The sequence below is a fragment of the Bradyrhizobium sp. B039 genome (genome assembly GCF_038965675.1).
Lineage (GTDB): Bacteria > Pseudomonadota > Alphaproteobacteria > Rhizobiales > Xanthobacteraceae > Bradyrhizobium > Bradyrhizobium diazoefficiens.
In genome coordinates, this window is record NZ_CP152416.1 from 1473541 (window position 1) to 1499974 (window position 26434).

The 26434-nt window shown below is 62.9% G+C and carries 26 protein-coding genes, 1 tRNA gene and 1 pseudogene; 14 read left to right on the forward strand and 14 right to left on the reverse strand.

Going from position 1 to position 26434, the window contains the following annotated elements; translation table 11 throughout:
• Positions 1-179 precede the first annotated feature (179 nt).
• The 3 genes from serA to AAFG50_RS06945 all read left to right on the forward strand — a co-directional run bounded on the left by serA (position 180) and on the right by AAFG50_RS06945 (position 5018).
• The gene (serA, locus tag AAFG50_RS06935; protein ID WP_028174707.1) at positions 180-1769 is read left to right on the forward strand and encodes a phosphoglycerate dehydrogenase; all 1590 of its coding nucleotides are present in this window, start codon (positions 180-182) and stop codon (positions 1767-1769) included.
• 248 nt (positions 1770-2017) lie between these two features.
• Positions 2018-3190 (forward strand): thiolase family protein, encoded by a 1173-nt coding sequence (locus AAFG50_RS06940; protein ID WP_028174708.1) that lies wholly within the window; start codon positions 2018-2020, stop codon positions 3188-3190.
• 274 nt (positions 3191-3464) lie between these two features.
• Entirely contained in the window at positions 3465-5018 is a 1554-nt protein-coding gene (locus AAFG50_RS06945) for an FAD-dependent monooxygenase (RefSeq protein ID WP_028174709.1), read from the forward strand.
• A gap of 136 nt (positions 5019-5154) precedes the next feature.
• Here the strand turns inward: AAFG50_RS06945 and AAFG50_RS06950 are convergent, their stop codons facing one another.
• Positions 5155-8643 carry a PAS domain-containing protein gene (locus AAFG50_RS06950; RefSeq protein WP_028174710.1) on the reverse strand — a complete coding sequence of 1163 codons (3489 nt, stop codon included), beginning with the start codon at positions 8641-8643 and terminating at the stop codon, positions 5155-5157.
• A 628-nt stretch (positions 8644-9271) separates the two neighbouring features.
• Between AAFG50_RS06950 and AAFG50_RS06955 the strand changes: the two genes are divergently transcribed.
• The 3 genes from AAFG50_RS06955 to AAFG50_RS06965 all read left to right on the forward strand — a co-directional run bounded on the left by AAFG50_RS06955 (position 9272) and on the right by AAFG50_RS06965 (position 10771).
• On the forward strand, positions 9272-9706 hold the full coding sequence (locus tag AAFG50_RS06955) for a phasin (protein WP_011090130.1): 435 nt from the start codon (positions 9272-9274) through the stop codon (positions 9704-9706).
• Positions 9707-9971: 265 nt separating this feature from the next.
• Positions 9972-10048: transfer RNA gene (locus AAFG50_RS06960), tRNA-His, on the forward strand.
• Between the two features lie 84 nt (positions 10049-10132).
• Positions 10133-10771 (forward strand): hypothetical protein, encoded by a 639-nt coding sequence (locus AAFG50_RS06965; RefSeq protein ID WP_342714155.1) that lies wholly within the window; start codon positions 10133-10135, stop codon positions 10769-10771.
• 128 nt (positions 10772-10899) lie between these two features.
• On the opposite strand, the gene AAFG50_RS06970 is transcribed toward AAFG50_RS06965, so the two are convergent.
• The 3 genes from AAFG50_RS06970 to AAFG50_RS06980 all read right to left on the reverse strand — a co-directional run bounded on the left by AAFG50_RS06970 (position 10900) and on the right by AAFG50_RS06980 (position 12021).
• Positions 10900-11124 (reverse strand): hypothetical protein, encoded by a 225-nt coding sequence (locus tag AAFG50_RS06970; RefSeq protein WP_342714156.1) that lies wholly within the window; start codon positions 11122-11124, stop codon positions 10900-10902.
• 173 nt (positions 11125-11297) lie between these two features.
• Positions 11298-11435 (reverse strand): hypothetical protein, encoded by a 138-nt coding sequence (locus tag AAFG50_RS06975; protein ID WP_156149872.1) that lies wholly within the window; start codon positions 11433-11435, stop codon positions 11298-11300.
• Positions 11436-11595: 160 nt separating this feature from the next.
• On the reverse strand, positions 11596-12021 hold the full coding sequence (locus AAFG50_RS06980) for a hypothetical protein (RefSeq protein WP_342714157.1): 426 nt from the start codon (positions 12019-12021) through the stop codon (positions 11596-11598).
• A 72-nt stretch (positions 12022-12093) separates the two neighbouring features.
• Between AAFG50_RS06980 and AAFG50_RS06985 the strand changes: the two genes are divergently transcribed.
• The 3 genes and pseudogenes from AAFG50_RS06985 to AAFG50_RS06995 form a co-directional block, all read left to right on the forward strand.
• The gene (locus tag AAFG50_RS06985; RefSeq protein ID WP_342714158.1) at positions 12094-13743 is read left to right on the forward strand and encodes a hypothetical protein; all 1650 of its coding nucleotides are present in this window, start codon (positions 12094-12096) and stop codon (positions 13741-13743) included.
• 358 nt (positions 13744-14101) lie between these two features.
• Entirely contained in the window at positions 14102-14539 is a 438-nt protein-coding gene (locus AAFG50_RS06990) for a hypothetical protein (RefSeq protein ID WP_053815164.1), read from the forward strand.
• 174 nt (positions 14540-14713) lie between these two features.
• Positions 14714-14914, forward strand: a pseudogene (locus AAFG50_RS06995) (thiaminase II); the annotation flags it as partial.
• Positions 14915-15567: 653 nt separating this feature from the next.
• Here AAFG50_RS06995 and AAFG50_RS07000 read toward each other — a convergent pair.
• A complete protein-coding gene (locus AAFG50_RS07000; RefSeq protein WP_122975533.1) occupies positions 15568-15726 on the reverse strand; it encodes a hypothetical protein in 159 nt (52 codons plus the stop codon).
• 197 nt (positions 15727-15923) lie between these two features.
• Here AAFG50_RS07000 and AAFG50_RS07005 point away from each other — a divergent pair, with 197 nt between their 5' ends.
• Positions 15924-16175 carry a hypothetical protein gene (locus AAFG50_RS07005; protein ID WP_028172829.1) on the forward strand — a complete coding sequence of 84 codons (252 nt, stop codon included), beginning with the start codon at positions 15924-15926 and terminating at the stop codon, positions 16173-16175.
• Between the two features lie 28 nt (positions 16176-16203).
• On the opposite strand, the gene AAFG50_RS07010 is transcribed toward AAFG50_RS07005, so the two are convergent.
• Complete coding sequence (locus AAFG50_RS07010) at positions 16204-16488, reverse strand: hypothetical protein (RefSeq protein ID WP_028172830.1); 285 nt, start codon at positions 16486-16488, stop codon at positions 16204-16206.
• 192 nt (positions 16489-16680) lie between these two features.
• On the opposite strand from AAFG50_RS07010, the gene tenA reads away from it, so the two are divergent.
• Positions 16681-17355 (forward strand): thiaminase II, encoded by a 675-nt coding sequence (tenA, locus tag AAFG50_RS07015; protein WP_039187068.1) that lies wholly within the window; start codon positions 16681-16683, stop codon positions 17353-17355.
• 128 nt (positions 17356-17483) lie between these two features.
• Here tenA and AAFG50_RS07020 read toward each other — a convergent pair whose 3' ends face one another.
• A complete protein-coding gene (locus AAFG50_RS07020) occupies positions 17484-18428 on the reverse strand; it encodes an AEC family transporter (RefSeq protein ID WP_028172832.1) in 945 nt (314 codons plus the stop codon).
• A gap of 484 nt (positions 18429-18912) precedes the next feature.
• Between AAFG50_RS07020 and AAFG50_RS07025 the strand changes: the two genes are divergently transcribed.
• Positions 18913-19266 carry a hypothetical protein gene (locus tag AAFG50_RS07025; protein ID WP_028172833.1) on the forward strand — a complete coding sequence of 118 codons (354 nt, stop codon included), beginning with the start codon at positions 18913-18915 and terminating at the stop codon, positions 19264-19266.
• 413 nt (positions 19267-19679) lie between these two features.
• Positions 19680-20357, forward strand: coding sequence for a ParA family protein (locus AAFG50_RS07030; protein WP_027547672.1), 678 nt, complete (start codon positions 19680-19682; stop codon positions 20355-20357).
• 121 nt (positions 20358-20478) lie between these two features.
• Here the strand turns inward: AAFG50_RS07030 and AAFG50_RS07035 are convergent, their stop codons facing one another.
• The 6 genes from AAFG50_RS07035 to trxB all read right to left on the reverse strand — a co-directional run bounded on the left by AAFG50_RS07035 (position 20479) and on the right by trxB (position 24770).
• Complete coding sequence (locus AAFG50_RS07035) at positions 20479-20622, reverse strand: hypothetical protein (RefSeq protein WP_231166629.1); 144 nt, start codon at positions 20620-20622, stop codon at positions 20479-20481.
• A 147-nt stretch (positions 20623-20769) separates the two neighbouring features.
• Positions 20770-20919: a hypothetical protein gene (locus tag AAFG50_RS07040; protein WP_165448175.1), complete on the reverse strand. Its 150-nt coding sequence runs from the start codon at positions 20917-20919 to the stop codon at positions 20770-20772.
• A gap of 299 nt (positions 20920-21218) precedes the next feature.
• The gene (locus AAFG50_RS07045; protein WP_028172835.1) at positions 21219-21413 is read right to left on the reverse strand and encodes a hypothetical protein; all 195 of its coding nucleotides are present in this window, start codon (positions 21411-21413) and stop codon (positions 21219-21221) included.
• A 105-nt stretch (positions 21414-21518) separates the two neighbouring features.
• A complete protein-coding gene (locus AAFG50_RS07050; RefSeq protein WP_028172836.1) occupies positions 21519-22427 on the reverse strand; it encodes a 4-hydroxy-tetrahydrodipicolinate synthase in 909 nt (302 codons plus the stop codon).
• 448 nt (positions 22428-22875) lie between these two features.
• Positions 22876-23799: a LysR family transcriptional regulator gene (locus tag AAFG50_RS07055; protein ID WP_028172837.1), complete on the reverse strand. Its 924-nt coding sequence runs from the start codon at positions 23797-23799 to the stop codon at positions 22876-22878.
• A 5-nt stretch (positions 23800-23804) separates the two neighbouring features.
• Positions 23805-24770 (reverse strand): thioredoxin-disulfide reductase, encoded by a 966-nt coding sequence (gene trxB / locus AAFG50_RS07060; RefSeq protein ID WP_011090115.1) that lies wholly within the window; start codon positions 24768-24770, stop codon positions 23805-23807.
• Positions 24771-25037: 267 nt separating this feature from the next.
• On the opposite strand from trxB, the gene AAFG50_RS07065 reads away from it, so the two are divergent.
• Positions 25038-25517, forward strand: coding sequence for an Lrp/AsnC family transcriptional regulator (locus AAFG50_RS07065; protein ID WP_027547667.1), 480 nt, complete (start codon positions 25038-25040; stop codon positions 25515-25517).
• 310 nt (positions 25518-25827) lie between these two features.
• On the opposite strand, the gene greA is transcribed toward AAFG50_RS07065, so the two are convergent.
• Positions 25828-26301: a transcription elongation factor GreA gene (greA, locus tag AAFG50_RS07070; protein WP_011090113.1), complete on the reverse strand. Its 474-nt coding sequence runs from the start codon at positions 26299-26301 to the stop codon at positions 25828-25830.
• Positions 26302-26434 lie beyond the last annotated feature (133 nt).

Here is a 26434-nt window from a genome sequence, read left to right on the forward strand (position 1 = left end):
CGGGGAGAGGCCGGATTGCGCAGCAATCCGGGTGAGGGGCTCTCTCCGCGAGTACCTTCGCCTGTGGCTGCCCCTCACCCCAACCCTCTCCCCGTAAGAACGAGGAGAGGGAGAAGAAACAGCATCACCCTGCTCCCGAAGGCCGCCCCTCTTTGCGAGGAAGGTAGAGGATCATTCCCATGACCAAACCCAAAGTTCTCATTTCCGACGCGCTCTCGCCCGCCGCCGTGCAGATCTTCAAGGATCGCGGCATCGAGGTCGACTTCCAGCCCAATCTCGGCAAGGACAAGGACAAGCTCGCCGAGATCATCGGCAATTACGACGGCCTCGCGATCCGCTCCGCGACCAAGGCGACCGCCAAGATCCTCGAGAAGGCAACCAACCTCAAGGTGATCGGCCGCGCCGGCATCGGCGTCGACAACGTCGAGATCCCCGCCGCCACGGCCAAGGGCATCATCGTGATGAACACGCCGTTCGGCAATTCGATCACGACCGCCGAGCACGCCATCACCCTGATGCTCGCGCTCGCCCGCGAGATCCCGCAGGCCGACGCCTCGACCCAGGCCGGCAAGTGGGAGAAGAACCGCTTCATGGGCGTCGAGATCACCGGCAAGGTGCTCGGCGTGGTCGGCTGCGGCAATATCGGCTCGATCGTCGCGGACCGCGCGCTCGGCCTGCGCATGAAGGTGGTCGCGTTCGATCCGTTCCTGTCGCCGGAGCGCGCCAAGGACATCGGCGTCGAGAAGGTCGATCTCGACGACCTCCTCAAGCGCGCCGACTTCATCACGCTGCACACCCCGCTGACCGAGAAGACCAAGAACATCATCGATGCTGCCGCGATCGGCAAGATGAAGAAGGGCGTGCGCCTGATCAACTGCGCCCGCGGCGGTCTCGTCGACGAGCAGGCGGTGGTCGATGCGCTGAATTCCAAGCACATCGCGGGCGCCGCCTTCGACGTCTTCGTCGAGGAGCCCGCGAATACCAACGTGCTGTTCGGCCATCCCAACGTGATCTGCACGCCGCATCTCGGCGCCTCCACCACCGAAGCGCAGGAGAACGTCGCGCTCCAGGTCGCCGAGCAGATGTCGGACTATCTGCTCACCGGCGCGATCTCGAACGCGGTCAACTTCCCCTCGATCACGGCGGAAGAAGCGCCGAAGCTGAAGCCGTTCATCGCGCTCGCCGAGAAGCTCGGCTCGTTCGCCGGCCAGCTCACCGAGAGCGGCATCCTCAAGGTCGAGATCACCTATGAGGGCCACGTCGCCGAGATGAAGATCAAGGCGATCACCTCCGCCGTGCTGTCGGGCCTGCTGCGGCCGATGCTGGGCGAGGTCAACGTGGTGTCCGCGCCCGTGGTCGCCAAGGAGCGCGGCATGGTGGTGGACGAGATCGTGCGCGCCGCCCAGAGCGACTATGAGAGCCTGATCACCGTCACGGTGGCGACGGAGCGCCAGGAGCGCTCGGTCTCCGGCACCGTGTATCATGACGGCAAGCCGCGCCTCGTCGACGTCAAGGGCATCCGCGTCGATGCCGAGTTCGGCAAGTCGATGATCTACGTGACCAACGAGGACAAGCCCGGCTTCATCGGCGCGTTCGCGAGCCTGCTTGGCGCCGCCAAGCTCAACATCGCGACCTTCCATCTCGGCCGCGTCAAGCTGGGCGGCGACGCCATCGCGCTGGTCGAGGTCGACGGCGCGGTGCCGGCCGACGTGCTCGCCAAGGTGCAGGCGCTGCCGCAGGTCAAGCAGGCCAAGGCGCTGACGTTCTGACACTCCGTCATTCCGGGGCACGCGAAGAGTAAACTCCGGTGCGCAATTGCGCACCTGAGAATCTCGAGATTCCGGGTTCGGCTCTTCGAGCCGCCCCGGAATGACGCGTATCATATATTCCGACCCGCGGAACAACGCCGCCTCCCTCACCGGGGGCGGCGTTTTTATTTCTCCCGCAGCCCTCCAACTTTGTGTACCAATGGCGACCAGGACGCTCCGTTCAAAATCGTTCGACAAGGGAGAAAACAATGCGTGAAGCCGTCATCGTTTCCTATGCGCGCACGGGCCTCGCGAAATCCGGCCGCGGCGGGTTCAACATCACGCCGCCGATGTCGCTCGCGGCCCACGCCATCCGCCACGCGGTCGATCGCGCTGGCGTCGACAAGGACTATGTCGAGGACTGCTACCTCGGCAATTGCGCCCACGGCGCGCCGAACATCGGCCGCCAGGCCGCGCTGCTCGCCGGCCTGCCGAAGACCACCGCCGGCGTCTCGGTGAACCGCTTCTGCTCCTCGGGGCTCCAGACCATCGCGATGGCCGCCAACTCGATCCGCTCCGACGGCGCCGACTGCATCGTCGCCGGCGGCGTCGAGAGCATTTCCATTCCGGGCGGCGGCTCGCCGAAGGAATGGGTCGATCCGGAACTGCTCAAGGTCGCGCCCGACATCTTCATGGCGATGATCGACACCGCCGACATCGTCGCCGAGCGCTACAAGCTCAGCCGCGAATACCAGGACGAGTTCTCGCTGGAATCGCAGCGCCGCATGGCCGCGGCCCAGCAGGCGAACAAGTTCAAGGACGAGATCGTCCCGATGAAGACCAAGATGAAGGTCGTCGACAAGCAGACCAAGGCGGAGAGCATCGTCGACTACGTCGTCGACCGTGACGAGTGCAACCGGCCCGAGACCACGCTGGAGGGCCTTGCCAAGCTCGAGCCGGTGAAGGGCCCCGGCAAGTTCGTCACCGCCGGCAATGCCAGCCAGCTCTCGGACGGCGCCGCCGCCGTCGTGCTGATGGAAGCCAAGGACGCCGAGAAGCGCGGCCTCAAGCCGCTCGGCCGTTTCGTCGCCTGGGCGACCGCCGGCTGCGAGCCCGACGAGATGGGCATCGGCCCGGTGTTCGCGATTCCGAAGCTTCTGAAGCGCACCGGCCTCAAGATCGACGACATCGATCTGTGGGAGCTCAACGAGGCCTTCGCCAGCCAGTGCCTGTATTGCCGCGACCAGCTCGGCATCGATCCCGCCAAGTACAACGTCAATGGCGGCTCGATCGCGATCGGCCATCCCTTCGGCATGACCGGCGCACGTCTCACCGGCCACCTGCTCCAGGAAGGCGCGCGCCGCAAGGCGAAGTGGGGCGTGGTGACGATGTGCATCGGCGGCGGCCAGGGCGGCGCCGGCCTGTTCGAGATCTACAGCTGATCCGAGCCACATGAATGTGAAAGGCACGGCGCCGCAAGCGCCGTGCCTTTTTCGTTGCAGATCGATCGTCACGAAACTATATCTCTTCTGTCGGAAAAGGCAGACTTGGTCTGGTAAGCCCAAGTCCTTTCGGTAACGAAAGCTCTGGTCTTTGGCCTTGTGCACGAGATCCCCGCGACGAACATCGGACGCCACCAAGGCGCCCAATCGTTCGTCCGTGTGATTCTCAGGCCCAGGGAACGCTCCGGTCGAACATCGACCACAGGAGCGTCCCATGCCCGATCAATCTTCAATTCCATACGACGTCGTCATTGCCGGTGCCGGTCCCGTCGGCCTGTTTCTCGCGTGCGAGTTGCGGCTCGCCGGTCTCCAGGTTCTGGTGCTGGAGCAATCGCAAGATTCGCATTCGGCCCTGAAGCAACTCCCGTTTGGCCTGCGCGGTCTTTCGATCTCCACACTCGAGGCCTTTCACCGGCGTGGCCTGCTGGATGTGATCGTGGCCGCACAGCAGCTTGCCTCAGGCGCGATCAAGCGTGCAGCCCACTGGATGCAGCAGACGCGACGGCCCGCGGGTCATTTCGCCGGCATCCAATTCTATCAGGACAACATCGATGCCGCGAAGTGGTCCTGGCGTCTGCCGACGTCGGCCGATGCCAACCTCGCCGTCGATATGGAAACGCTCGAATCCGTTCTGGCTGCGCGCGCTTGCGGCATGGGCGTCGAGATCCGGCGCGGTTTTGCCGTGAATGCCGTTGTCGCCTCGAGCGAAGACGTGCCAGTGCAGGCGGCCGGCGAGACCTTCCGGGCACGATGGCTTGTCGGATGCGACGGCGGCCGCAGCACGGTACGCAAGATCGGTGGCTTCGACTTCGTCGGCACCGACCCCGAGTTCACGGGCTATTCCATCGATGTCGAGCTGGCCGATCCGGACGGGCTTCGCCCGGGCCGCAACTACACGCCCGCCGGCATGTATACCTATGCGCAGCCCGGGACGATCGCGATGGTCGATTTCGACGGCGGAGCTTTCCACCGCACCGAGCCGATCACACGCGAGCATGTGCAGAGCGTCCTGCGTCGCGTCTCCTGCACCGACGTCACCGTCACGGCGCTTCGGCTCGCCGCCAGCTGGACGGATCGGGCCCATCAGGCAACCACGTATCGCAGAGGGCGGGTGCTCCTGGCGGGCGACGCTGCCCACATCCATTCGCCGCTGGGCGGCCAGGGCCTCAATCTTGGTCTTGGCGATGCGATGAACCTGGGCTGGAAGCTGGCGGCGACGATCTGCGGCGGCGCACCGGCCGATCTCCTCGACAGCTATTCGCGCGAGCGGCATCCTGTGGGCGCGCAAATCCTCGACTGGTCGCGCGCGCAGGTCGCGATCATGCGGCCGACGCCGAGCACCCGCGCGCTTCAAGCCATCATTCGCGATCTCATCGGGACGCGGGACGGTACGACCTATTTCGCCGAGCGCGTGCGCGGCATTTCGCTCCGCTACGATCTCGGCGGCAGCCATCCGCTCGTCGGCCGGAGTGCTCCCGATTTCGAATTCGCTGACGGGACGACGGTCGGAGAACGTCTCAGGACGGCGAAAGGGATATTGCTGGACTTCGGCTCCCGTGCGTCGCTTCGGATGCTTGCAAGCCGCTGGAGCGACCGGATCACATATGTCGCCGATGACGCGAAGGACCGGCTGGGCCTGAGTGCAGCGTTGGTGCGCCCCGACGGCTTCGTCGCGTGGGCCTGCGACGGTACGCCCGACCATGAGGAGGTTGCTCAGGCCGCGTCCCGATGGTTCGGTCAATCCATGGAGGCGCGAGGATTTCCCTGAGTGCCGCGCAGCGCCACCGTGCGCGCGGCGTGAGCCTTCGCGCTTGGTTCGATCGGTCGAACCGCGGGCTCGCGCCACCTCCCCGCTGGGGAGAGGTGGTCCTCGCCCAGTCGACTGGGTTTGATTTCGCCGAGCCTCACGCCCGCGCCAGCGCCGGCGCGAACACCACTTCGATCAGCGTGCCGTGGCCTGCGCTCTTGATGTTGAACCGGGCGCGGTTGGCTTCGACCAGCGCCTTGGTCAGCGACAGGCTCAGCGCCGAATTGTCCTCGGCATCGCCCGGCGGCGGGGTGCGGAACGGCTCCATCGCGGCCGCGACCTCGCGCTCGCTAAGGCCGTGGCCGGTGTCGCGGATGCGAAGCGCGACCTCGCCGCGATCGTTGAGCGCGGTCGAGACGATCACCTGGCCGCCGGCGCTGGCGAGCCGGATCGAGTTCGAGATCAGGTTCATGGTGATCTGCCGCATCGCGCGCGCGTCCACGCTCACCTGCGGCAGCGCATGGCCGAGCGAGGTGCGGATGATGATGCGCTCGCGATTGGCCTGCGGCTGCATTACCACGACGCAGGCTTCGACCAGGTCGTTGAGGTTGAGGTTGGCGAAGTTGAGGTCGAGCTTGCCGGTCTCGATCCGCGACAGCTCCAGCAAATCGTCGATGATCGCGATGACGCGCTCGCCGGAGGCGCGGATGTCCTTCATGTATTCGCCGTAGCGCTCGTTGCCGAGCGTGCCGAAGCGTTCGGAGATCATCACCTCGGCAAAGCCGATGATGGCGTTGAGCGGCGTGCGGATCTCGTGGCTGATCCGCGCCAGCATGTCGGCCTTGGCATTCGCCGCGCCGTCGACGAGACGGCGGGCCTGCGTCAGCTCGCTCTCGCCCTTCTTGCTCTGGGAGAGGTCGCGGAACACGGCGAAGAAGTTCGGGCCGTCGGGCCTTGTGCGGCCCATGATCATGGCGAGCGGGATGACGCCGCCCTTCTTCTCGCGCCCAAGCACCTCGCGGCCGTGATCGAGCAGGCTGGAAATGTCCTGGCTCTTCAGGCTTTCGAGATAGTCGGCGACGATCTGCTGGCTCTCCGGCGCGAACAGCGACACCAGGTTCTGCTCGAGCAGCGCTTCGCCGTCGTAGCCGAACAGCGCTTCGGCGCTGCGGTTGCAGACGAGGATGTTGCCTTCGGCATCGAACATCACGATGCCCTCGGCCGTGGTGTCGAGGATCGCGGCGAGATCCTCGGCGTCGGCATCGCCGGCCTGGGATTCGAGCTCGGACGCGTAGGGGAAGGACTCTGCGACGAGCGGCTCGGTGACGACAAGTTCAGTGACAACAGGCTCGGCGACGACGGACGGCGCGACCACAGGCTCGGCAACGACAGGCGCAGCAGCCGGCAGCGCGCAGACCAGCGCATGCGCGCTCTCGCCGTCCCAGTCGATCGTGTGCAGATGCGCCTCGGTGGTCGGAAGCGGCTCTTCGCCGTTGGGAAGCGTCGCGCTGATCGTAACCGGCGTGCCGCCTTGCGAGGTGCTGCTGGCGGGCGATACGCCCGGCTCGACATAGAGCGCATCGAGGCCGCCGGCATTCTCCAGCGCGCTCACGCTGGCATGGCCCATGCGCGCGAGGAACGCCGGGTTGGCGTAGAGCAGGCGGTCGAGCCGATAGATCAGGATGCCGGTCGGTAAGAGGTCGAGCAGCGCGCGGTCGCGCGTGCTGTGGCCGCGCGCCGGCGGCGCCGGCTCGGTCAGCCATTCGGCCGGCGCGTGCGGCGGCGCCTCGATCAGCGGTTCGGGCGTGCTCTCCGCCGGCGGTTCGGTCGTCGCGGTGGCGATCGTCTCACGCTCGCGTTCGAGGCGCTCGGACAATTGCCGGGCGAGCTCGTTGAACGCGCTGTTCTCGATCGGCGTCAGCGTCGGCGATCTCTGATCACCAGGTGATCTGGTATCGCCGGGCGGGCGGAACGGCACGACGTTGGGAGGCGTTTCCACTGGCGTTTCCGGATCGGTTGGATGTGAATTCGCGTCGAGGGCGGGGGCGGGCAGTTCAGCTTCGGGTGCGGGCTCAGGCTCGGGTGCAGGCGGCTCGGCCGGCGGCGGCGCCTCTGCCACGGGCTCCGGATCTGGCTCGGCGATGTCGGCGGACAGGCCGTGCTGCGCCGGCGGTTCGGCGAGCAGCTCGAAGCGCCGGAGCGCATCGAGCCGGTTGAGGCCGTCGAGATCGCGGCAGACGCCAAAGCCCTTGAAGCCGGCGAAATTGCGCGCGTGGTCGTAGACCGGCAGGCCCGCGAGCTCGACCGGCAGATGCTCGCCGCCATCGGCCGGCCAGTTCACAGTGATCCCGGCCCAGGTGTCGTGGCTGGCCAGCGCCTGCGCCACGCGCCCCTCCGGGTCGAGCGAGAATTCCTCGGCGATCTCGCGCCACGGGCGGCCGAAGCCGGCGGCCGTGTGCGCGCCCATCAGGCGGATGAACTCGCAGGACGCCAGCACAAAGCGGCCCTCTGCATCCATCTGCCAGAGGAAGCGCAGCGGATGCTGATGCGGCGCGGGCGTCTCTGCGGGACCCGACGGCGGCTCGACCATGCCGGTAGTGATCGGGGCGGCCTGCGGCGACACAATGGCTGAGGAATGGTTTTCAACCGGAGTTTTCGGCGCGTCAGCCGGCTCTTCAGCCGATTCCTGGGCCGCCTCTTCAACCGTCTCGGCGACGGCTTCTTCGACAGTCTCCTGGACCGTTGCGATCTCCGGCGCCGCCTCGCTCACGGGCAGCGCGGCCGCGATCGCCTCGGCCGCCGCGGGCGTTTCGACCGGCTCGGCGAAGGCGTCGAACATCGCGATAGCGGCCGGCGCCTCGTTCGACGGCGGCGCCTCGTTCGGCGCCTCGGCGGCTTGCGGCGTGGATTGAGCCGGCGCCGCGGGCGTGACGTCAGGCGTGCTCGCGGGCGCGGACGCGGCCGGCGCGGCATCGCTCGCCGCTGCCGCCTGCGCGGCGGCCGGCTCGATCAGCGCGACCAGGCCGATATCGGCACCGAGGCCGACCCGTTGCAGCACCATCTGGCCGATGCCGATCGGCGTCTCGGCGCGGCCGCTGCGAAGCGCATCGCTGCGGGCCTGCTCGAGCCCGGCTTCGCCGAGATCGCGGAAGCCGAGCAGGGCGCGGGCGGCTTCGCTGGCGCCGACGAACATTCCGTCGGGCGCGAACGCCGCCATCGGCATTTTGGCGCCCGCGACGAGGCGATGCAGGCGCTCGATCAGCGGCATGGTGCGCACCGAAGGGTCCATCGCGGTGACGAGCACGGCCTGGCCGCCATCGGCGAAGGTCAGCCGCGTGCAGGCGCAGGTCATCAGCGTTCCGAGCCGGGCGCCGAAGCCGCGCAGACGTTCGAGCCGCACCGTGCCGCTCGCCGGCAGCTGCCGGGCGAGCCGGGCGACCTGGCGGCGATGGCTGTCGGCCGGGCCGAACGTCTTTTCCGCCAGCACTGCGGCATGCGCCGCGCCGAAGAATTTTGCGCCGACCGGATTGGCCCACAGCACGCGCGCACCGTCGACCGACCAGAGCCACACGGGCAGCGGGGAGGTCGCATGCACAGCCAGCCGGGGATCGCCCACGCCTCGCAACTGGAAATCCGAATGACTCATCCAACCGGCTTTTGGTCTCGCTGTCACGCCTCTAGCCTTAGGGCTGCCGGGAATGACAGCCTTAAGAAAGGGTTAGTATCGCGCGCGGGCGCGGGCAGGTCCACGGCCCCAGCCTACGGGGGAAGCCCTAAAGCCGCGATAACCTTAATCCGGCCGCCCCCGCAAGCCACGCAGCCGCTGCATCCGCAGGATTCGCGCGCGGCATGGGTGTGGCCCGGCCGAAGCACGCGAGCCCCTCCGGGGGATGTCATTCCGGGGCGCGCCACTTGGCGCGAGCCCGGAATCCAATTCCCTGCGATCTCCGGTAGCCCGATGGATTCTCAGATGCGCAATTGCGCATCATGGCTCCCTCGCTCCGCTCGCTCCCCGGAATGACGAAGCGCACCTCAACCACGGGTTCCCGTACCCCGGAACCTCATCCTCTCCGGGATTAAATTTTCCCCGCGCACCCCGGATCGCGTTGCGCTGCACAATGTTGACATGTTACGCAGGGATAATGCTGGGCGTTGGACGAGCCATCTTTTTCGTTACGCGTATCCAGTCTTCGTACCCGCCAACAGATGGCCCCGGTTGGCCGGCGGGCGCGCCAGAAGGCTCACTCCATTTTCCATGATCGTGAGGGACAACAATGACAGGTGCGACTGATCCATTCTCCGCCTCCATCATCCCGTTCGAGGTGCCGGAGCAGGTGCGTGCGTTCGCCGAAAAGGGCGTTTCGCAGGCGCGCGAGAGCTACGCCAAGTTCAAGGACGCGGCCGAAAGCCATAACGGCACCATCGAGGCCGTGTTCTCGTCCGCCAGCAAGGGCGCGAACGAGTACACCGCCAAGCTGATGGAGTTCATGAAGGCCAATACGACCGCCCATCTGGACTTCACCCAGGAGCTGCTCGGCGTGAAGTCGCCGTCGGATGCGTTCGCGCTGTGGAGCAGCCATGGCAAAAAGCAGCTCGAGACCTTCCAGGCCCAGGCCAAGGAGCTCGCCGAGATCGCCCAGCGCGCCGCAACCGCCGCCGCCGAGCCGATCAAGGCCAGCGCCTCGAAGCTCTACCCGCCCGCCGCCTGAGCGACGAGGCCGGTTTGATCAGGGCCTGATACGGACCCGAAGGGCCGCGCGCGAAGTGCACAGCGGTCTTCGGATAAGATCATGCCCAAATAACAAGAAACCCGGGCCCAGGCCCGGGTTTTCCTTTGCAAATAACGTCGTTTGAGGGTGGATTCCGCCCGTTTGCGGCCTTGCCAAAAACGGCCGTTGCACCTAGTTTCCGCCCCGTCCAGCCCCCCTCGGTGACCGGCCTTTTCAGGTAGCCCCAGGGGCGGCTCGCAAGGATGCAGTTGTAGCTCAGTTGGTTAGAGCGCCTGTCTGTGGAACAGGAGGTCGGTGGTTCGAGCCCACCCAACTGTACCACCGCTGCGGATAACCCCGCATTCTCAGCATCTTATTGATAGACCAAGTGGATTTGTGCCGCCTAAAATACAAAAGGCGTTACAAATGGCATTGCGTATGGTCGCGTTGAACCGAGCAACGGATGGACGGTGGTTTGCTCGCAAGGGCATCCCCGAGGACGTCCGCAAGGACTACCAGCGGCTCTATGGGCAAAAGCGCGAGGCGCACCTCAAGCTTCCAGCCGACACTCCCAAGCACGAAGCGAAGGCCCGCCTCGGGGAGTGGGAGGCCGAGGTTGAGACGCGCATCGCCACCCTGCGAGCCCAAAGGAATGGCGAGGGCCAGCCACTCACCAAGCTCAATGCAATCGCGCTCGCGGGCCGATGGTACAATTGGTTCGTGAAGCAGCATGAGGATGATCCCGGCCCGGCAAAGCGTTGGCGGGAGACAGCCGACCACTTCGTCTGGGATGTGCTGCGGAACGAGGCTCCTGACAGTTACGAGGAAGATCCTAGCTCAGACCCGCACTGCGACTGGGAGAGGGCGCCCGAGGTTCGTGAGGCGGTGCGCCCGCACGTGGCTGAGCTGGCGCGCACAGCGAGTTTCCTTGCCAGCGAGGGCAAGGCCCTGAACGGTACCGCCTATGGACTGTTCGTTGACGCGGTCAGCGACAACCTGTTGCCCGCGCTATCGGTCCTCGAGAGACGGGCAAAGGGCGACTATCCGACTGGCCGAGGACAATAAGTCGGTCCTAGACTACGTGTTGCTGCCAACATCCGGACAAGAGAGACAACAAATAAGATTTTCGGAAAGAGCACGAACCAAGCGCGCGATAGAGCAGTTCGACACGGCGCACCAATTGGCCCGATCTCTCAGCCGGCGCCTAACCAAGAAAAGCCGTGTTTCCCGAGCCATGCCAGCACCGCTGAGCAAGCGACCGAAAATAAACCAGCCCAAAACCAAGAGCGGCCGCGCGCGGCACTAATTGAACGCAAATAGAGAAATGCGCCGAGTAGTGTGCCGTAGTTCCTTCGGAAGTCCCCATTGAGCTTCGCAATTTTGGACAGCTCGGAAGGGACTTCTGCTTCATCCGCCATGATGCTGGTTCCTCTCTACACAGTTAGAGCCAGCGCCTTATGAACCACTGTTTTGCCCGACGATGCAAGAGAGATTTTGCTTAAACCGAAAGGCCGCACCCGAGGGATCCTGCTGGAAACCTTTGGTGCGGCCGAAATTTTCAAGTTTCGCCTCGGTGAGCCGTCGCTCGCCGCTACTTGGCTTGTTGTTCGAGCTTTTTGATTCGCTCGTTGAGTCCGATTACGGCCTTCTCAACCTCTTGCTTGTAGTGATTGAACTGCTTCTCAAGTCGTTCAAGCTTCTCGGCCAATTCGCTCATACCGATAGACATTTTACTTCTCCGGAAAACGCGTTGTGCGCTGAGTACGGGAAGAAACCGAATCAGGGCAAAAGAGATACTGGGAAAAATACGGGGGTAACATAGCAGGGCTCCTTCCGACGCGAGGGGGCACGGGAATGAACAACTCGGGCCGGCGGGCGGTGTTGCCTTCTCAAATAGCTTTCATCAGGAAGCTCTTCGATCCCCGCCCGACACCAGCTACGTACTTCACGCCCATATCAGAGAGCGCCTGAGTGGTAGGGTGATCGGCCGCGTTGAGCGTCTCGCGTAGTTTCTTGAGGCTGGTGAGCTTTAGAGAGCGCTGGATCTCCGTGAGGGACACGGTCCCGACCGGCTGTTCTTCCATATAGGAAATGAGCCGTGTGTGTGAGCTTTCGCGGGGCTTCCTTCCCTTCGGCGGATCTAGCTCAAAGTCCCACTGGCGCACGGCGATACCGGGCATGTCCGCCTTGATGGCGTCCAACACGGATTCCCCCATGGCATCCTGCGGCAACACGATGAAGATGTCAGCGGGCGGGCAGTTGCCCTCAGCGTCGATAACGTGCCTACAGCAAATGCGGTTGTCCGCCGCGATCAAGTGTTGAGGTCACGCCCGCTGCGTCCTGTTGGCCGAGATGGTGCGAAAGGGGTTGGAGCTAAGTTTACCTCTGTGAAGGTCAAAGCTCAGCCTCTGGCGCTTTTGACGTTGGGGCTCGTAGGCGCAGGAAAGACGACATTCCTCCGATATGTGGAGACGATCAGCGGCAAGGCATTTTTTGATCAAACCAAGAAACCGCCCGCGGCGCATTGGTTGTATGTAGACTTTCGAAATTTTTCAAAGACGCTTTCGCCTCGAACTCACATTTTCGAGGCCATTCTTAACTACATAAAGGCTCACCCCGCGCTGGGTGACTACGAAACGACAATCGCTCCGGCATACGAAGAAGAAGTGGCTAATCTGACTAGAGGGCCCTTGGGCGGCCTGAAAGCCAACAAGGCTGCATTGGATGAGCAGATAGGAAAAATTCTCCTCAAGGAATACGAAGAGGGGGCGCCCTACTGCAGAAGAATTCTTTCTTATGCATCAAAGTCACAGGCGTGCTTCCTAGTCATCGATAACGTTGACCAGGTTGAGGAGACAACAATCCAAGACGCAATATTTCTAGATGCTGTTGCTATTGCTAGAGAAGCAAACTTGAGCCTCGTGATTGCGATGCGCGATGCGACTTACGTCAAGAACCGTTCATCGGCCGTATTTGACGCTTTCACATTTGACGCCATCTACATTGACCCCCCAGATGTTCAGTCGGTTCTCTCGAAGAGATTTACAATCGCGAACCACCTGTTGAAGGATAAGACCTTCGAGGTTGTTTCTGATGGAGGTGCAAAAGTCACAGTGTCAGATGCGTCGCGCGTAGTTGATATGTTGAGCGCGAGTGTTTTGGGAACGGATGTCGGTCAATTAATCGAAGTTTCAGCGACTGGCGATGTTCGACTTGCCCTCCGGATGACTAAGCAATTTCTCCAGTTCGGGTATTCGACTTCCTATCGGGCCTATCAAGCGTTCTTAAAGACAGGTCATTACGACTTCCCGATTCACGAGGCTATCAGAGCAATAATGTTTGGCAACCAGTCCATCTACCGCGATGAGTTCTCGCCAATTCTTAATCCGTTCGATGCGAAAACCGGTCGTTCTGAAAGTCAGTTCCTTAGGGTGTACGTTATGTCGGCGCTAATAGCTGCGGCCACGACAAAGGAATTCCAAGGCATTGAAGCAAGTGAGATCATATCCAGCTTGGAACGAATGGGATTTAGTAGCCGTATCACGAATAAGATTATCACCGACTTGATAAAGGCAAGGGTGTGTTTCTCCCGCTCCCATCAAGAGTATTCGAGCGAAAGTGTCTTGGTGCCGACCAGGCTGTGCGGCTACATCGTGCGCGAATTGCTTGGACGCCTAGTGTTTTTGGAGACCGTGATCTTTGACACCTTTATCTATGGCGACCAAGTTTGGGAGGAAATAAAGGGTGGCATGAAAAGCGTCTACGCGGAGCAGAATACTGTGCGACGCTTCAAAATCCGGAAGTCGATTGCCAAGCAATTCTTTGACTGGATTGAGCAGGAGGTTCAGAAGCTTTGTGTCGAAGCTTCTAGAAGAAACTTGGGGCCATTTTGGACTTCCAATCCCATAACTCGAATGCGGCCCGCGTTCGAAGGTGAGCTTGAACGGGCGTTCCGTTCCGCCGTGAGGAACTATGGGTCTGCCAAAGAGCAGGATGAAATTAAGCTCCCGCTTTTCCAGCAGCAAATCGACAATTGAGAAGATGGCGATTTCACAACTTCCACAATGAGTGGTGGCAAAATCGTAGCTGCGACTAAGCTCACCAACGCGATGTTGCAAAATACAAAACGTTGCTACAAAAGGTCTTATCGCGGCTGCAAATTCGCTAGTTTTATCAATGCTGAGGCTGGCGGTTGGGGGTTCCCACCCAACTGTACCAGTCCTCCCGGATCAGCCAGCAGCTTGTTGAATAGATCCGTACTCAAGCTGTTGCAGCCAAGCCACCTTGATCAGAGATTGAACATACCATGTGTCTCAACCGGCTTCTCCGGTTGCGGTTGGGTGCGCTATCGTCTTCGGATTAGGCCGAGGCTCGTCGGTCGTGTCGGGGTGGTGAATGGCTGGTGGAGCTTCGGAGAAAGTGGGGGCCGCAAGCCGTCCGGATAGTGTCATTTGGTACGAGCGTCTGGCTGGTGCGGCGCTCGTCACGGGCTTGGGGTCGGCTGCTGCGAATCCCGCCAGCCTTGCCAAGTACTACAATCTGTATCCGATCGGCTATCCGATCATGTTCGTCTGCTCCATCGCGGGGCAGTCGTTGTGGATTTGGCTGATTGCGCGAAAGCGACAGAATTGGGCTCGCTGGATCAGTCTCGTCATGGTCATTATCGGAATTCCGAGCGTCATCATCGATTTCGACGAACGTTTCCGGTTCAACGCTGTCGCGGCAATCCTCTTTCACACCGGATATCTATTGTTGGTGGTCGCCGTGGTGCTGCTCTTTCGTAGCGACGCCCGCGCGTGGTTCTCGCGCGCGCGTGTCGCACCAGACACCTAATCATTGCGCCGGTATCTCGGTGGCGGCCCCTTGGCGGATATCATGGGCGAATCCCCGAACGTGAAGTGCTTGCGGCCGCAAAAGTACTGCTCATGCAGCTGAGTAAGCATTGGTCGAGCCGCGACACAGTCGGAAAAGAATTGTCGTTATCGATTAAGTGCACTGTCACCGTATTCCGACATGCGTGAAGCAGCGGCCGGCCTTTCGGCCATCCTTGATGTCGAGATGAACCTGCATGTGAAGCTCTGCGTCGATTGGGGTCTGTCCCCGACAGACCTTGAACAGACCCCTCCGGCGGCCGAGATGCTGGCCTATACACGCTACGTGCTCGACGCGGGAATGCGCGGCGATCTGCTGGCACTCAAGGTGGCGCTTGAATTACGGTGACAGTGCACGAAACTCCACGAGATCAGGCGACTTCGGTTTAGTGCTGCCGGCGGCCACCGGTCAGTGAGCTTGGCGCCGAGCTCCTTCCTGAGTGAGGTTGACTACGCCTCGATTCTCAGGGACGGGGCTCTCCACTGCTACCAATATCCTTTCAACTGGCTACCGACCTCTCGCCTCTGGCTCCCGCGCAGCGGGCTGGAGCGCAGCGACTTAATTGGAAAATCTGCCTTTGCCATTTCATCGAACGGGACAGCAGTGCTGGCTTGAAGAGCGTCGCCGCCAGTCACATGTGATAAGGATCGGGGATCGTTGGCCCGACACAGTGGCAACGCACCCACCGGCCTCATTGAAGGTCGTGTGCGTCCAAATAAGAGCAAGCACGGGCTGCGTTCGAGCACCGCTCGACGCAGTACCTCTACTCAAATGCAACGGCACGAGCCGTCGAGGGAGACCTTGGCGGTTTTTTGCGTGTGGCCAGATATGCGCAAAGAAAAAAGGCCCCTTGGGGAAGGTCGGCCAGCCGAGGTTCTTGCACCTGGGTATGGAGATCGGCCGCGCCTTTCATGCCATTACGGTGACAGTGCACGAAACTGCACGACGTCAGGCGACTTCAGTTTAGTGCAGTGTCACCGTAATTCCGGTCACAGCGCCGCCGCGGTCCGGAAGAAGGCGTCGATCTGGGCATCGCTCCAGCCGTAAGCGGCGCCGATTGCCGCCGTCATTGGATGGCTGCGCTGAAACACCGTGGCGTTGGCATTTGCGGCCGCGACCAGCGCGTCGAGCACATCCCTCGAAAACATGGATTTCCCCCTCTCGAATGCGAAAGGCCGCCCGATAGGGGCGGCCTTTCATTGGACTCCGGGCATAAGGCCCGATCAGGAGTTGTTAACGCACTGCAAAACCGCGCACAGCCTCCGGTTGACACAATCAGCGGTTAGGTGTCAGAATTTTCTCTCGCATTTGGAAAAACATTGACGATTTTGGAAGAACATTGCCGATGTCAAATTGCATTGACCAGAAACAGCAGCATCATTCCGGCGACAGCGATAACGACTGGCGCATTGCCACACTCTTCGTGATTTGCCTGCTCGCCTTCGCCGTCTGCCTCAAACTCGGCGAAAAGCTCTACTCGTCGAACGTCAATCTCAGAATTGCCGAGTGCAGCGCGATTTATTGGAAGGGCCGCGCCGAAGGACGCCCCGAAAACTATTGCGCGCCGGGATGCTGCACGCCGCCGAGCGCCCCCTAGGAGCCTCCTCCCCGTCAATCTTCTCCGGTCACAGCGTCGCGGCGGCCCGAAAGAATGCGTCGATCAGGTCATCGCTCGAGCCATAGGCCGCGCCGATCGCCGCCGTCATTGGATGGCTGCGCTGAAACACCGTGGCGCCTGAGAGCAGCATCTCGGCGTTGAATTGCTGATCGGCCGGCATCGCGCTCACGATGGCCATTAGCGGCGCCGGGATGTCGCCCGTCTTGACCGCTGCCAACGCCTCGGCCGTCGTGATGATGTTCGATAGCGCGAGTTGCTGGAAGAACTGGCGGTCCGAAATGTTCTCCGGCACCGGCAGCGGCGGAATCCCGGCCGGATCGCATTACGGTGACGGTGCACAAAACTCTCGACGCGGGGAGCGCCCCATCCGCAACGCTGCTCAAAGCCAGTTTTGTCCGCGGTCACCGTAGCTCGTCGGTTCGCAATGCGCTATCGGTAGCGAGCCAAGGACGTTCATGGACAAGCAAGCCGGGCGAAAAAGATCGTGAGTTTCTTCGAGCGTCTCAAGACAGCAGCATCCCTTGAGTGGCGGGCCTACACCGAGCATCCCTTCACGAACGGATTGGCAGACGGTTCGCTCCCCGAAGCGGCGTTTCGTCACTACCTCGTTCAAGACTACCTGTTCCTCATCGAGTTTGCTCGCGCCTACGCGCTCGCGGTCTACAAGTCGCCCAGACTTGCCGACATGCGTGAAGCAGCGGCCGGCCTTTCGGCCATCCTTGATGTCGAGATGAACCTGCATGTGAAGCTCTGCGCCGATTGGGGTCTGTCCCCGACAGACCTTGAACAGACCCCTCCGGCGGCCGAGATGCTGGCCTATACACGCTACGTGCTCGACGCGGGAATGCGCGGCGATCTGCTGGCACTCAAGGTGGCGCTTGCTCCCTGCGTGATCGGGTACGCGGAGATCGCCACACGGCTCGCCTCGCGACCCGATGCGGACGCCGCGACGAACGCCTATCGCGTCTGGATCGCCGAGTACGCCGGCGCGCCGTACCAGGAGGTCGCTGCCAAGGCGCGGGCGCACATGGAGCATCTCGCCGATCTCTACGCCACGCCGGCCCGCGAGGCAGAGCTGATTGCGATCTTCAAGGAAGCCACCCGACTCGAGGCAGACTTCTGGGAGATGGCCTGGCGCGCGGGCCAGCTTGTTCAATAGCCCTTTCGGCAGTGAGGCTCATAACCTGAAGGTCATACAATTTCGATGACGATGCTCCTCGATCTGTCGGGTCGAGCTTCCGTCACGATTCCTGAAAGCCTAACGGAAACCACGTCTGTCGGCGCGACCTACCTCACCCCCGCCACCATCATCACCACCACCGGCAACGTCACCGCCGCCAGCAGCGTGCCCAGCGCCACCGCGCCCGACACCGGGTTCACCAGCCGCTGATACTGAACTGCAAAGATATACGCGTTCGCGCCGGTCGGCATTGCCGCGAACAGCACGACGACGCCGGCCGCGGTCGGCGGCAGGCCGAGCAGCTTGGCCAGCACGAACGCCGCCGCCGGCATCGCCAGCAGCTTGAGGGCGCTCATCACGACGACGCTCGACATCTCGCCCTTCACCTCGAAGCGGAACAGGTTGATGCCGAGCGCGATCAGCGCCGCCGGCGATCCCGCCTGCGCCAGCAGCTCGATGGTCCGGTCGACGACGGGATTGAGGCCGAGGCCGGTGAAGCGCCACACCACGCCAAAGCCGATCGCCAGCATCAAGGGGTTGCGCGCGAGATCCGCGAGCACGGGCCAGATGATCGTCAGCGCCGAGCCGCTCCGCTTGCGGCTGACGAGCTCCATCTGCAGGATGCCGCAGAGCCAGAGCAGCGGCGTGTTCACCGACAGGATCAGCGCCATCGGCCCCGCCGCCTCGTTGCCGAGCGCCGCGAGCGTCAGGGGAATGCCGAGCATCACGATGTTGCCGTAGACCGAGCCGATCGCGAACACGACGCCGTCCTCGCGGTCCTCGCGCCCCGCGCGCAGCAGGGCCGAGAGCGCCAGCGCCGCGATCCAGGTGACGGCGAGGGCGCCGTAATAGGCGCCCCACATCCGGTAGGGGCTGACGTCGGGGAATTCCGAGACGACGATGGTGCGGAACAGCAGGGCAGGGATCGCGATGCTGAAGGCGAATTCGGAGATGCCCTTGTGCGCGGTCTCGGAGACGAAGCGAAACAGCACCGCGGCATAGCCTGATGCGATCAGGGCAAACACCGGCGCGACGATCAACACGGTGGCCATGCGCCCCCTCTCCTCACGGGGATATCAGCCGACCACCCCACGCACTCTCGATGATGCCATCATGCCCCTGTTTTGCCCGACGAGTCAAAACCGCTTCGTAAAATCCGCAAGAGGCGATTTCACTGGGCATATCAAGGCCCCGGCTACTGTGCATGGGGTTGTTTTCGCGGTTTTTGTTTTGAGGGTCCCGGGGCCAGCGGCGGAAACCTGATCTCGCCAGATTTGCCAAAGGGTTGGCCGGAATCCTTCCCACCCACCGCAGTCATCCCCCGCGCAGGCGGGGGATCCAGTACGCCGCGGCTCCTCGGGGAACGTCAGGCGTCTCTGGAATACTGGGTCACCCGGTCAAGCCGGGTGACGACAGCGGAGGAGAAGGCCCGTCCTGTTGCCGAGAGCGCACACGTCCGGGGTTTCGCCTCCGCCCTCGTTGCCAACGAACGGCGGTTCACCCACACTCGGCCAAGACCAGACATATGGGGGATCGATGCCCGCTTTTCACTTCAGGAAGTCCGCTCTTGCTGCCGCGTCGGGGCTTGCTCTGGCCGTCCTGGTCCACCCCGGCGCCGGCTTCGCCTACACGCAGGAGGAGCAGCAGGCCTGCACGCCGGATGCGATGCGGCTGTGCGGCGAGTTCGTGCCGAACGTCGATGCCATCACCGCCTGCATGATCCAGAAGAAGGCGCAGCTCTCGCCGCAATGCAAGGTGTTCTTCCGCCAGGGACCCGAGCCGGGCCAGGCCCGCGCCGGCAAGCCAACCAACATCGCGCCCAAGACGGCGAAGAAGAGCACCAAGCCGGCGCCGAAGGTGGCCAGGAAGAAGAAATCCGAAGAAGGCTGAGCGCGGCCGCTGCGTTCCTTTCCTGAAACTCCGGTTCGGGCAGGCGTGCGAAGCGCGGCTTCGCGCTTGGCGGCATCGGCTCCGCGACAGCTACCGGACTCGTTTTGTTCGCGCGCCTTGCGCGCCTGCTTGCGGAAATTACCGCCACACGTGATCGAAAAGAGTCGCGAGACGGTTTGCGCGGCAAGGTTGCATTCCGGCTTTCCCCTTCTCGCTGCTCAAAAAAACCAACGATTGCGCGCATCGCAGGCTCTTGATTGCCGTTCGTGTCTTGTCGCGCGCAGCAGTGTGACTCAAAAGCCAACACGTCTTGTTATTTCGTGGCTGCAGAGCAACTCCCGGTAAATTTTTCTTTCCCGAATCAGCGCGGTGATTCATTTTCGGAGCCTGGGGTCAATCTGGAGGCCGAAGGTATGAACGTTATTGTTTTTGCATCGCGTAAAGGCGGCTCGGGCAAGAGTACCCTGGCCGCACATCTCGCCGCGCAGATCAAGGCGAGCAAACAGGTCATGCTCGTGGACGCGGATCCGCAGGGGTCGCTCACGCTGTGGCACAAGCTGCGGGGCACCAACGAACCGCCGATCAAATCGGCCGTGAACTCCGTCAGCGGCATCGTCTCCGCTGCCAAGCGCGACGGTTATGAATGGGTGTTGATCGACACGCCGCCGAACCTCTCGGCCGTCGTCGACGACGCGATCAAGAACGCAACCATGGTGGTCATTCCGGCGCGGCCTGGCGTGTTCGACGTCAACGCGGTGCAGGAAACCATTCAGATGTGCCGCGCGGCGCGCAAGCCCTACGCGGTCGTGCTCAACGGTGCTCCGGCCAAGCGCGACGAAGCCGAAAGCCCGATCGTCACCATCGCCCGCGAAGCGCTGGCGAAATTCCGTGCTCCGGTGTGGGGCGGTCAGATCACCAATCGTTCGGATTTGTTGATGGCGCTCAGCCACGGCGAAGGCGCGCGTGAGTATCAGGCCGAGAGCCGTGCGGCTCAGGAGATTGCAAGGCTGTGGGCGGCGATCGAGCGTTCGGTCAAGGCCATTCGCGGCACGGCGTCGGCATCCGGCGCAATGCACAAGCAGGCGGCATAATTTTCACAAATCATTCCCCGGACGAAAAACGCGCGGACGTCCGCGCGTTTTGCGTTTTGGGCCTCACCCTGTCATTCCGGGATGGCGCGCTAGCGCCAGACCCGAAATCTCGAGATCAACGCTACGCCACCATCAGCATGTAGAACACGATGACCGGCGACAGCGTCAGGATCACCGACCAGATGCCGGCGGCCCAGAGAATGTCCTCGGTGGTGAAGCTCTCCTCGGTGGTAAAGCTCTGTCGTGCGTCGTAATGCGACGCCATTTCATTCTGACTATTCACAAACGCCCCCGCGATTTCTTCGCTTATGGGCATCACGCTACGCGAGATGTTTTAAAATTCCGGGTTGCTGCGCCGCTCGCATTTTGAACGCATTTGTGACGCGGGTTTAACCATCCGCGCGCGTTCTCGTCAGCCGACGAGCCAGACCCGAAACAGCAGCACCGGCATCAGGCCGAGCATCACCGCCCAGAACCCGAACGACGAAACCACCAGGATTCCCCGCAAAAGATCGGCGGGCGCGAATTGCTGTGCGGCCGTAGGCCGGGCGCGACGTCCCATGGTCATTCCCCCTTTGGAAGGCTTTTGAGAAAAACGATAGGCGCCAGAGCGTAAACGAGACGTGGATGCGCCATGCGGCGGATGCGAAGCCGATTGGGGCGCGGTTAACCACGAGGTCTCTTACCCTCCCCCCTTGTGGGGGAGGGTGGCTCGCCGCGTAAGCGGCGAGACGGGTGAGGGGTTTCCCTCCCCACGGACAGTTTGCGCGCGGAGAGAAACCCCTCATCCGGCGCTTCGCGCCACCTTCTCCCACAAGGGGAGAAGGGAAGGCAGCGTGCACGAGGTGAGATTGCGTCGCGCTAAACCCACCCGCTGTATTCGCGCCTGATCTCGTCGACCCGATTCCACTCCCGCGTCACGACCTCCTCGCTCAGGCCGATGTCGCGGCGCAGCCAGGCCGTCGCCGGATATTTGTCGGCCCATGTGAAGCCGTCCGCGCATGACAGGAATTGCCAGAGGGCCTTGAGGGCGCACAGCCACCGGTGAGGTCGCATGGGTTGATATCCACTGAGATTGCGTCGGGCAGCACGCAGCCGTTCGAACCGGAGCCAACCGGTTCGTTCGAAAGGCCATGTGCGGGTGAGGTGAAGAGGGTGGTGCTACGCCGCGACTTTCATCCGCCGCTCGATCTCGCGGTCGATCGTAGCGGCGAGCTCGCTGCTGACTTCCACCATCGGCAGGCGCACTTCGGGGCTGTCGATCAGGCCGCTGCGCCACAGCCAGTGCTTGGCCGGCGCGGGGCTGGGCTCGGTGAACAACAGGCGCGTCAGCTCGGCGACCTCCTGCCAACGCGCCTGCGCCGCGTCGCGGTTGCCGCGCTTCAGCTCGGCATACACGGCCGCGAACGTCGCGGTCTCGACATGGGCTGACAGCACGATGCCGCCATCGGCGCCGTCGGTGAGCGCCTCGAGGTAGTTCGCGTCCTCGCCGGTGAGCACGCGAAAACCGTCCGGCCGGTCGCGCAGCAGCGCGATCGACTGCTCGCGGCTGGCGCCGCAATCCTTCAGGCCGACGATGTTGGGGTGCTCGGCGAGCCGCAGCATGGTCTGGTTGGTGATGTTGACCGCGCAGCGATAGGGGATGTTGTAGAGCGCGAGCGGCCAGGCGGCGTGGTCGGCAAGTGCTTCGAAATGCGCCAGGAGTCCGCGTTGCGACGGCCGCACGTAATAGGGGCTCGCGATCAAATAGCCGTCGATCGGCCAGTCCGCGGTTTCATCAAGGCGCTCCTTCAGCCGCGAGGTGTCCGCGCCCGACAGTCCGAGGCAGATAGGCAACGCTCGGCGGCCGGCCGCCATCTCGTCGCGGACGATGGCGACGAGGCGTTCGAGCTCGGCGTCCCGCAGCGTCATGCCCTCACCGGAGGTCGCCCCCAGGATGAAGCCGTCGACGGCCTGTCCGCTGTAATGTCGCGTCAGCCGCCGCAGCGACGTCTCGTCGAGCTTGCCATCGCGAAACGGCGTCACCAGCGGCAGCCAGAGTCCGTGCAGATGCGTTCGCAGGTCGGTCATGTCCAGTCTCCTTCTCGGGAAAAAACCTGAGACGGAGGGCACATGAAAAAACCCCGTCCAGGTGGCGGGGTTTTCGGGATTTGCTGCGATGACGAAGCGTAGTTAGCGCGCGCAAAAATCCGAGGTCCCCGGGTGGGGGCCCTTTTTCGAAACGATTGCGCACGACTTCGTGATCATTCGCAAATGATGCGGGCGATACGTGGAACTGTCAATACACGCGGAAGGCGAATGCCGAATTGGGCAGAAAAAAAGCCGGGCTCGAACGAGCCCGGCTTAAGGTATTGGCCACGTGAGGCCGACACAATCACCTTCCAAGAGGGATTACTGAACTCCCGCGCCACTGGAGGAGGGGGACAAATGCGCAACGCGAAGGCTCAGCGTGCAAACATTATGAGCTTGCCTAATGCCATGCAGCAACAGCCGAGGCCGCATGTCAGACATGCGGAAATCAGGAAGGCCAGCGCTGCGCCTTGCTCACCACGAAGTCGCGGAACACCTGCACGCGCGCGACCGTCTTCAACTCCTCGGGATACACGAAATATGTATCGAGCTGGATCGAATCCGATTCGCCGAACAGCTGCACGAGACGGCTCTGCTCTTCGATCAGATAATCCGGCAGCGCGGCGATGCCGAGGCCCTGCTGACAGGCGCGTACCAGGCCGAGGATGTTGTTCACCCTGAAATAGGCCTCGCGCGGACCCGAGCCGTTGCGACCGGCTTCGACCAGCCAGTTGCGGTTCTGAAGATGCGGCGCGAAGGTGCCGTCCGAGAGCGTGATGATGCGGTGAGAGTCGAGCTCCTCCAGCGTGCGCGGCGTGCCGAAGCGCTTGATGTAATCCGGCGAGCAATAGGCGTGGAAGCCCATCGCGAACAGCTTGCGCTGGATGAGATCCGGCTGCGTCGGCTTGCGGGTGCGGATCGCAACGTCAGCCTCGCGCATCGACAGGTCCAGCTCCTCGTCGGTGACGATCAGCGAGATCCGGATCTCCGGATAGAGCGCAGTGAATTCGCCGAGCCGCGGGATCAGCCAGTTGATGCCGACGCCGGGCGTGGTGGTGATCTTGAGATCGCCGCTCGGCCGCTCGCGGCTGTCGGTCAGCTTGGCGCGCGCCGCCTGGAGCTGCATGAACACGTCATGCGCGGTGCGGAACAGGAGGTCGCCCTGCTCGGTGAGGATCAGGCCGCGGGCGTGGCGGTGGAACAGCGAGACCGAGAGCTCCTGCTCGAGCGCCGAGACCTGGCGCGAGACCGCCGATTGCGACAGGCCGAGCTGTTCGCCCGCATGCGTGAAGCTGCCCGCTTCAGCCGCCGCGTGAAACACCTTCAGCTTGTCCCAGTCCATATCCGTAAATCCGTCGCGTGTTCGAGGCATGATCTTTATTCCGCTGCTGCACGCTCGCTGGCGCGCAAGGCCAAGAAACGTTCGGCTTCGAGTGCTGCCATGCAGCCGAGGCCTGCGGCCGTCACGGCCTGGCGATAAGTCTCGTCGGCGACGTCGCCGGCGGCGAACAGGCCGGGCACCGAGGTGGCGGTCGAGTTCGGGGCGACCTCGACATAGCCCGACGGTTTGAGCTTGACCTGGTCCTTCACCAGCTCGGTCGCCGGGGCGTGGCCGATGGCAATGAAGATGCCGTCGGCCTTCAGCTCGGTGAGCTTGCCGGTCTTGACGTTCTTGAGGCGGACATGGGTGACCTTGTTCGGGTTCTCGGTGCCGCAGATCTCGTCGACGGCTGAGTCCCAGACCACCTTGATCTTCGGGTGCTTGAACAGACGCTCCTGCAGGATGCGTTCGGCGCGGAAGTGGTCGCGACGATGCACGATGGTGACCTGCGAGGCATGGTTGGTGAGGAACAGCGCTTCCTCGACCGCGGTATTGCCGCCGCCGACCACGATCACTTCCTTGCCGCGGTAGAAGAAGCCGTCGCAGGTGGCGCAGGCCGAGACGCCACCGCCCTGGAATTTCCCTTCGGACGGCAGCCCGAGCCAGCGCGCTTGCGCGCCCGTGGCGAGGATCACGGTTTCGGCGAGATAGACGTCGCCGCTGTCGCAGGTGAGGCGGAACGGCCGTCGCCCGGTCTCCAGCTTGGTCACCAGGTCGGTGACGATCTTGGTGCCGACATGGACCGCCTGCTTCTCCATCTGCTCCATCAGCCAGGGGCCCTGGATCACGTCGGCGAAGCCCGGATAGTTCTCGACGTCGGTGGTGATGGTGAGCTGGCCGCCCGGCTGGATGCCCTGGATCAGGATCGGCTCGAGCATCGCACGCGCGGCGTAGATCGCCGCCGTGTAGCCCGCGGGGCCAGAGCCAATAATCACGACCTTTGCATGAACAGGAGCGGACATTTCGATGGACGCCTTTCACGGGGGATTTGCAGCGCGGGCGCGGAAGGAGCCAGGAGGCCTCGCGGAGGCGCTGAAATATCAGAGCTAATCTAAGCGTTCTGGTGAGCTATGCAAGAATTGCATTCCCTGTCGGCGGATTTTTCCAACAGGGAACAAAAGTCGATTGCGCTGCACGCGCAATAAAATTGCGCAATGGGTGCGGACTGGGCTATGACGATTGCGACAAACCCACCCGATACCGCCGCAAAGGCCAGGAGTTCCAATCACGTGTCGCGGAACCTAGACGAGATCGACCTGAAAATTCTCACCGAGATTCAGGCCGACGGTCGAATCACGAATGTTGAGCTGGCCAAGCGGGTTGGCATTTCGCCGCCGCCCTGCCTGCGCCGGGTCCGGGCGCTGGAGGAGGAGGGCTACATTCACGGCTATCGCGGGCTGCTGGACGCGCGAAAGCTCGGTTTCGACGTCACGGTGTTCGCGGCCGTGCACCTGTCCAGCCAGGCCGAGGCGGATTTGCGCGCCTTCGAGGAGTTCGTCCGCGCCGAGCCCCTGGTGCGGGAATGCTGGATGCTGTCGGGCGAGGTCGATTTCATCCTGAAATGCGTCGCGCCCGACATGGCGACCTTCCAGGATTTCGTCACCCACCTGACCGCCGCGCCCCATGTCCGCAACGTGCGGACCTCGCTGGTGCTGCACAATTCGAAATATGAGGCGGCCGTGCCGCTGGATGTGAAGGGGCGGCGGTAGGTTCGCCAAGCCTGTTAGTCTCGTCACCCCCGCGCGAGCGCGTAGCGCTCGTCGCTGGAGGTGCGAGTGATGGGGCGCGGAGCGCCCCATCGGGAGCCTCGAAGGATGGGCGGCCCGCGTGTCGCCGCGCGAGGCAACAATGGGGCCGTCGCCCTTCGAGGGCAGCTGAAGAAGCGGCCACCTCAGGGTGACGGTGATAGAGTTGCGCTTCGCGGTCTCCACACCGTCATTCCGAGCAACACGCCTAAACAAAAAGGCCGCGCGGTTTGCGCAGCCTTTTCAAAACATCATCACGCGCAGCGGCAAATCCTTACCGCCACTCCACCTTGGTGATCTCATACGCCTTGGCGCCGCCGGGTGCGTTGACCTCGACGGTCGAACCCTTCTTCTTGCCGATCAGCGCGCGGGCGAGCGGCGAAGTGATGGAGATGCGGCCCTTCTTGGCGTCGGCCTCGACCTCGCCGACGATCTGCCACACCGCCTTCTTCTCGGTGTCCTCGTCGACCAGCGTTACGGTGGCGCCGAATTTGATGGTGTCGCCGGACAGTTTCGAGATGTCGATGATGTCGGCGCGCGCGAGCTTGTCCTCGAGCTCGGCGATGCGGCCTTCATTGTGGGACTGCTCTTCCTTCGCGGCGTGATATTCCGCGTTTTCCGACAGGTCTCCGTGCGAGCGCGCCTCCGCAATATGCTCGATGATGCGCGGACGGTCCTCGGACTGGCGCTTCTTCAATTCTTCCCCGAGCGCGGCAAACCCGGCCGAAGTCATCGGAACCTTTTCCATCTTCTCTCTCGTCCTTCGATCGTGCGCCCCAGAACGCGAATGGGCGCCCAACCTTGATTCGTCGGTATTTCCGGGGCTCGGTACGTGAGCCGCCGGACGTCGACAGATATGGGCTTGGCGCCGGAACAGAACA

Coding starts and splice junctions, on each gene's coding strand:
- serA (WP_028174707.1), top strand. CDS start 180: ATGACCAAACCCAAAGTTCTCATTTCCGACGCGCTCTCGCCCGCCGCC.
- AAFG50_RS06940 (WP_028174708.1), top strand. CDS start 2,018: ATGCGTGAAGCCGTCATCGTTTCCTATGCGCGCACGGGCCTCGCGAAA.
- AAFG50_RS06945 (WP_028174709.1), top strand. CDS start 3,465: ATGCCCGATCAATCTTCAATTCCATACGACGTCGTCATTGCCGGTGCC.
- AAFG50_RS06950 (WP_028174710.1), bottom strand. CDS start 8,643: ATGAGTCATTCGGATTTCCAGTTGCGAGGCGTGGGCGATCCCCGGCTG.
- AAFG50_RS06955 (WP_011090130.1), top strand. CDS start 9,272: ATGACAGGTGCGACTGATCCATTCTCCGCCTCCATCATCCCGTTCGAG.
- AAFG50_RS06965 (WP_342714155.1), top strand. CDS start 10,133: ATGGCATTGCGTATGGTCGCGTTGAACCGAGCAACGGATGGACGGTGG.
- AAFG50_RS06970 (WP_342714156.1), bottom strand. CDS start 11,124: ATGGCGGATGAAGCAGAAGTCCCTTCCGAGCTGTCCAAAATTGCGAAG.
- AAFG50_RS06975 (WP_156149872.1), bottom strand. CDS start 11,435: ATGTCTATCGGTATGAGCGAATTGGCCGAGAAGCTTGAACGACTTGAG.
- AAFG50_RS06990 (WP_053815164.1), top strand. CDS start 14,102: ATGGCTGGTGGAGCTTCGGAGAAAGTGGGGGCCGCAAGCCGTCCGGAT.
- AAFG50_RS07000 (WP_122975533.1), bottom strand. CDS start 15,726: ATGTTTTCGAGGGATGTGCTCGACGCGCTGGTCGCGGCCGCAAATGCC.
- AAFG50_RS07005 (WP_028172829.1), top strand. CDS start 15,924: ATGTCAAATTGCATTGACCAGAAACAGCAGCATCATTCCGGCGACAGC.
- AAFG50_RS07020 (WP_028172832.1), bottom strand. CDS start 18,428: ATGGCCACCGTGTTGATCGTCGCGCCGGTGTTTGCCCTGATCGCATCA.
- AAFG50_RS07025 (WP_028172833.1), top strand. CDS start 18,913: ATGCCCGCTTTTCACTTCAGGAAGTCCGCTCTTGCTGCCGCGTCGGGG.
- AAFG50_RS07030 (WP_027547672.1), top strand. CDS start 19,680: ATGAACGTTATTGTTTTTGCATCGCGTAAAGGCGGCTCGGGCAAGAGT.
- AAFG50_RS07035 (WP_231166629.1), bottom strand. CDS start 20,622: ATGGCGTCGCATTACGACGCACGACAGAGCTTTACCACCGAGGAGAGC.
- AAFG50_RS07040 (WP_165448175.1), bottom strand. CDS start 20,919: ATGGGACGTCGCGCCCGGCCTACGGCCGCACAGCAATTCGCGCCCGCC.
- AAFG50_RS07045 (WP_028172835.1), bottom strand. CDS start 21,413: ATGCGACCTCACCGGTGGCTGTGCGCCCTCAAGGCCCTCTGGCAATTC.
- AAFG50_RS07050 (WP_028172836.1), bottom strand. CDS start 22,427: ATGACCGACCTGCGAACGCATCTGCACGGACTCTGGCTGCCGCTGGTG.
- AAFG50_RS07055 (WP_028172837.1), bottom strand. CDS start 23,799: ATGCCTCGAACACGCGACGGATTTACGGATATGGACTGGGACAAGCTG.
- trxB (WP_011090115.1), bottom strand. CDS start 24,770: ATGTCCGCTCCTGTTCATGCAAAGGTCGTGATTATTGGCTCTGGCCCC.
- greA (WP_011090113.1), bottom strand. CDS start 26,301: ATGGAAAAGGTTCCGATGACTTCGGCCGGGTTTGCCGCGCTCGGGGAA.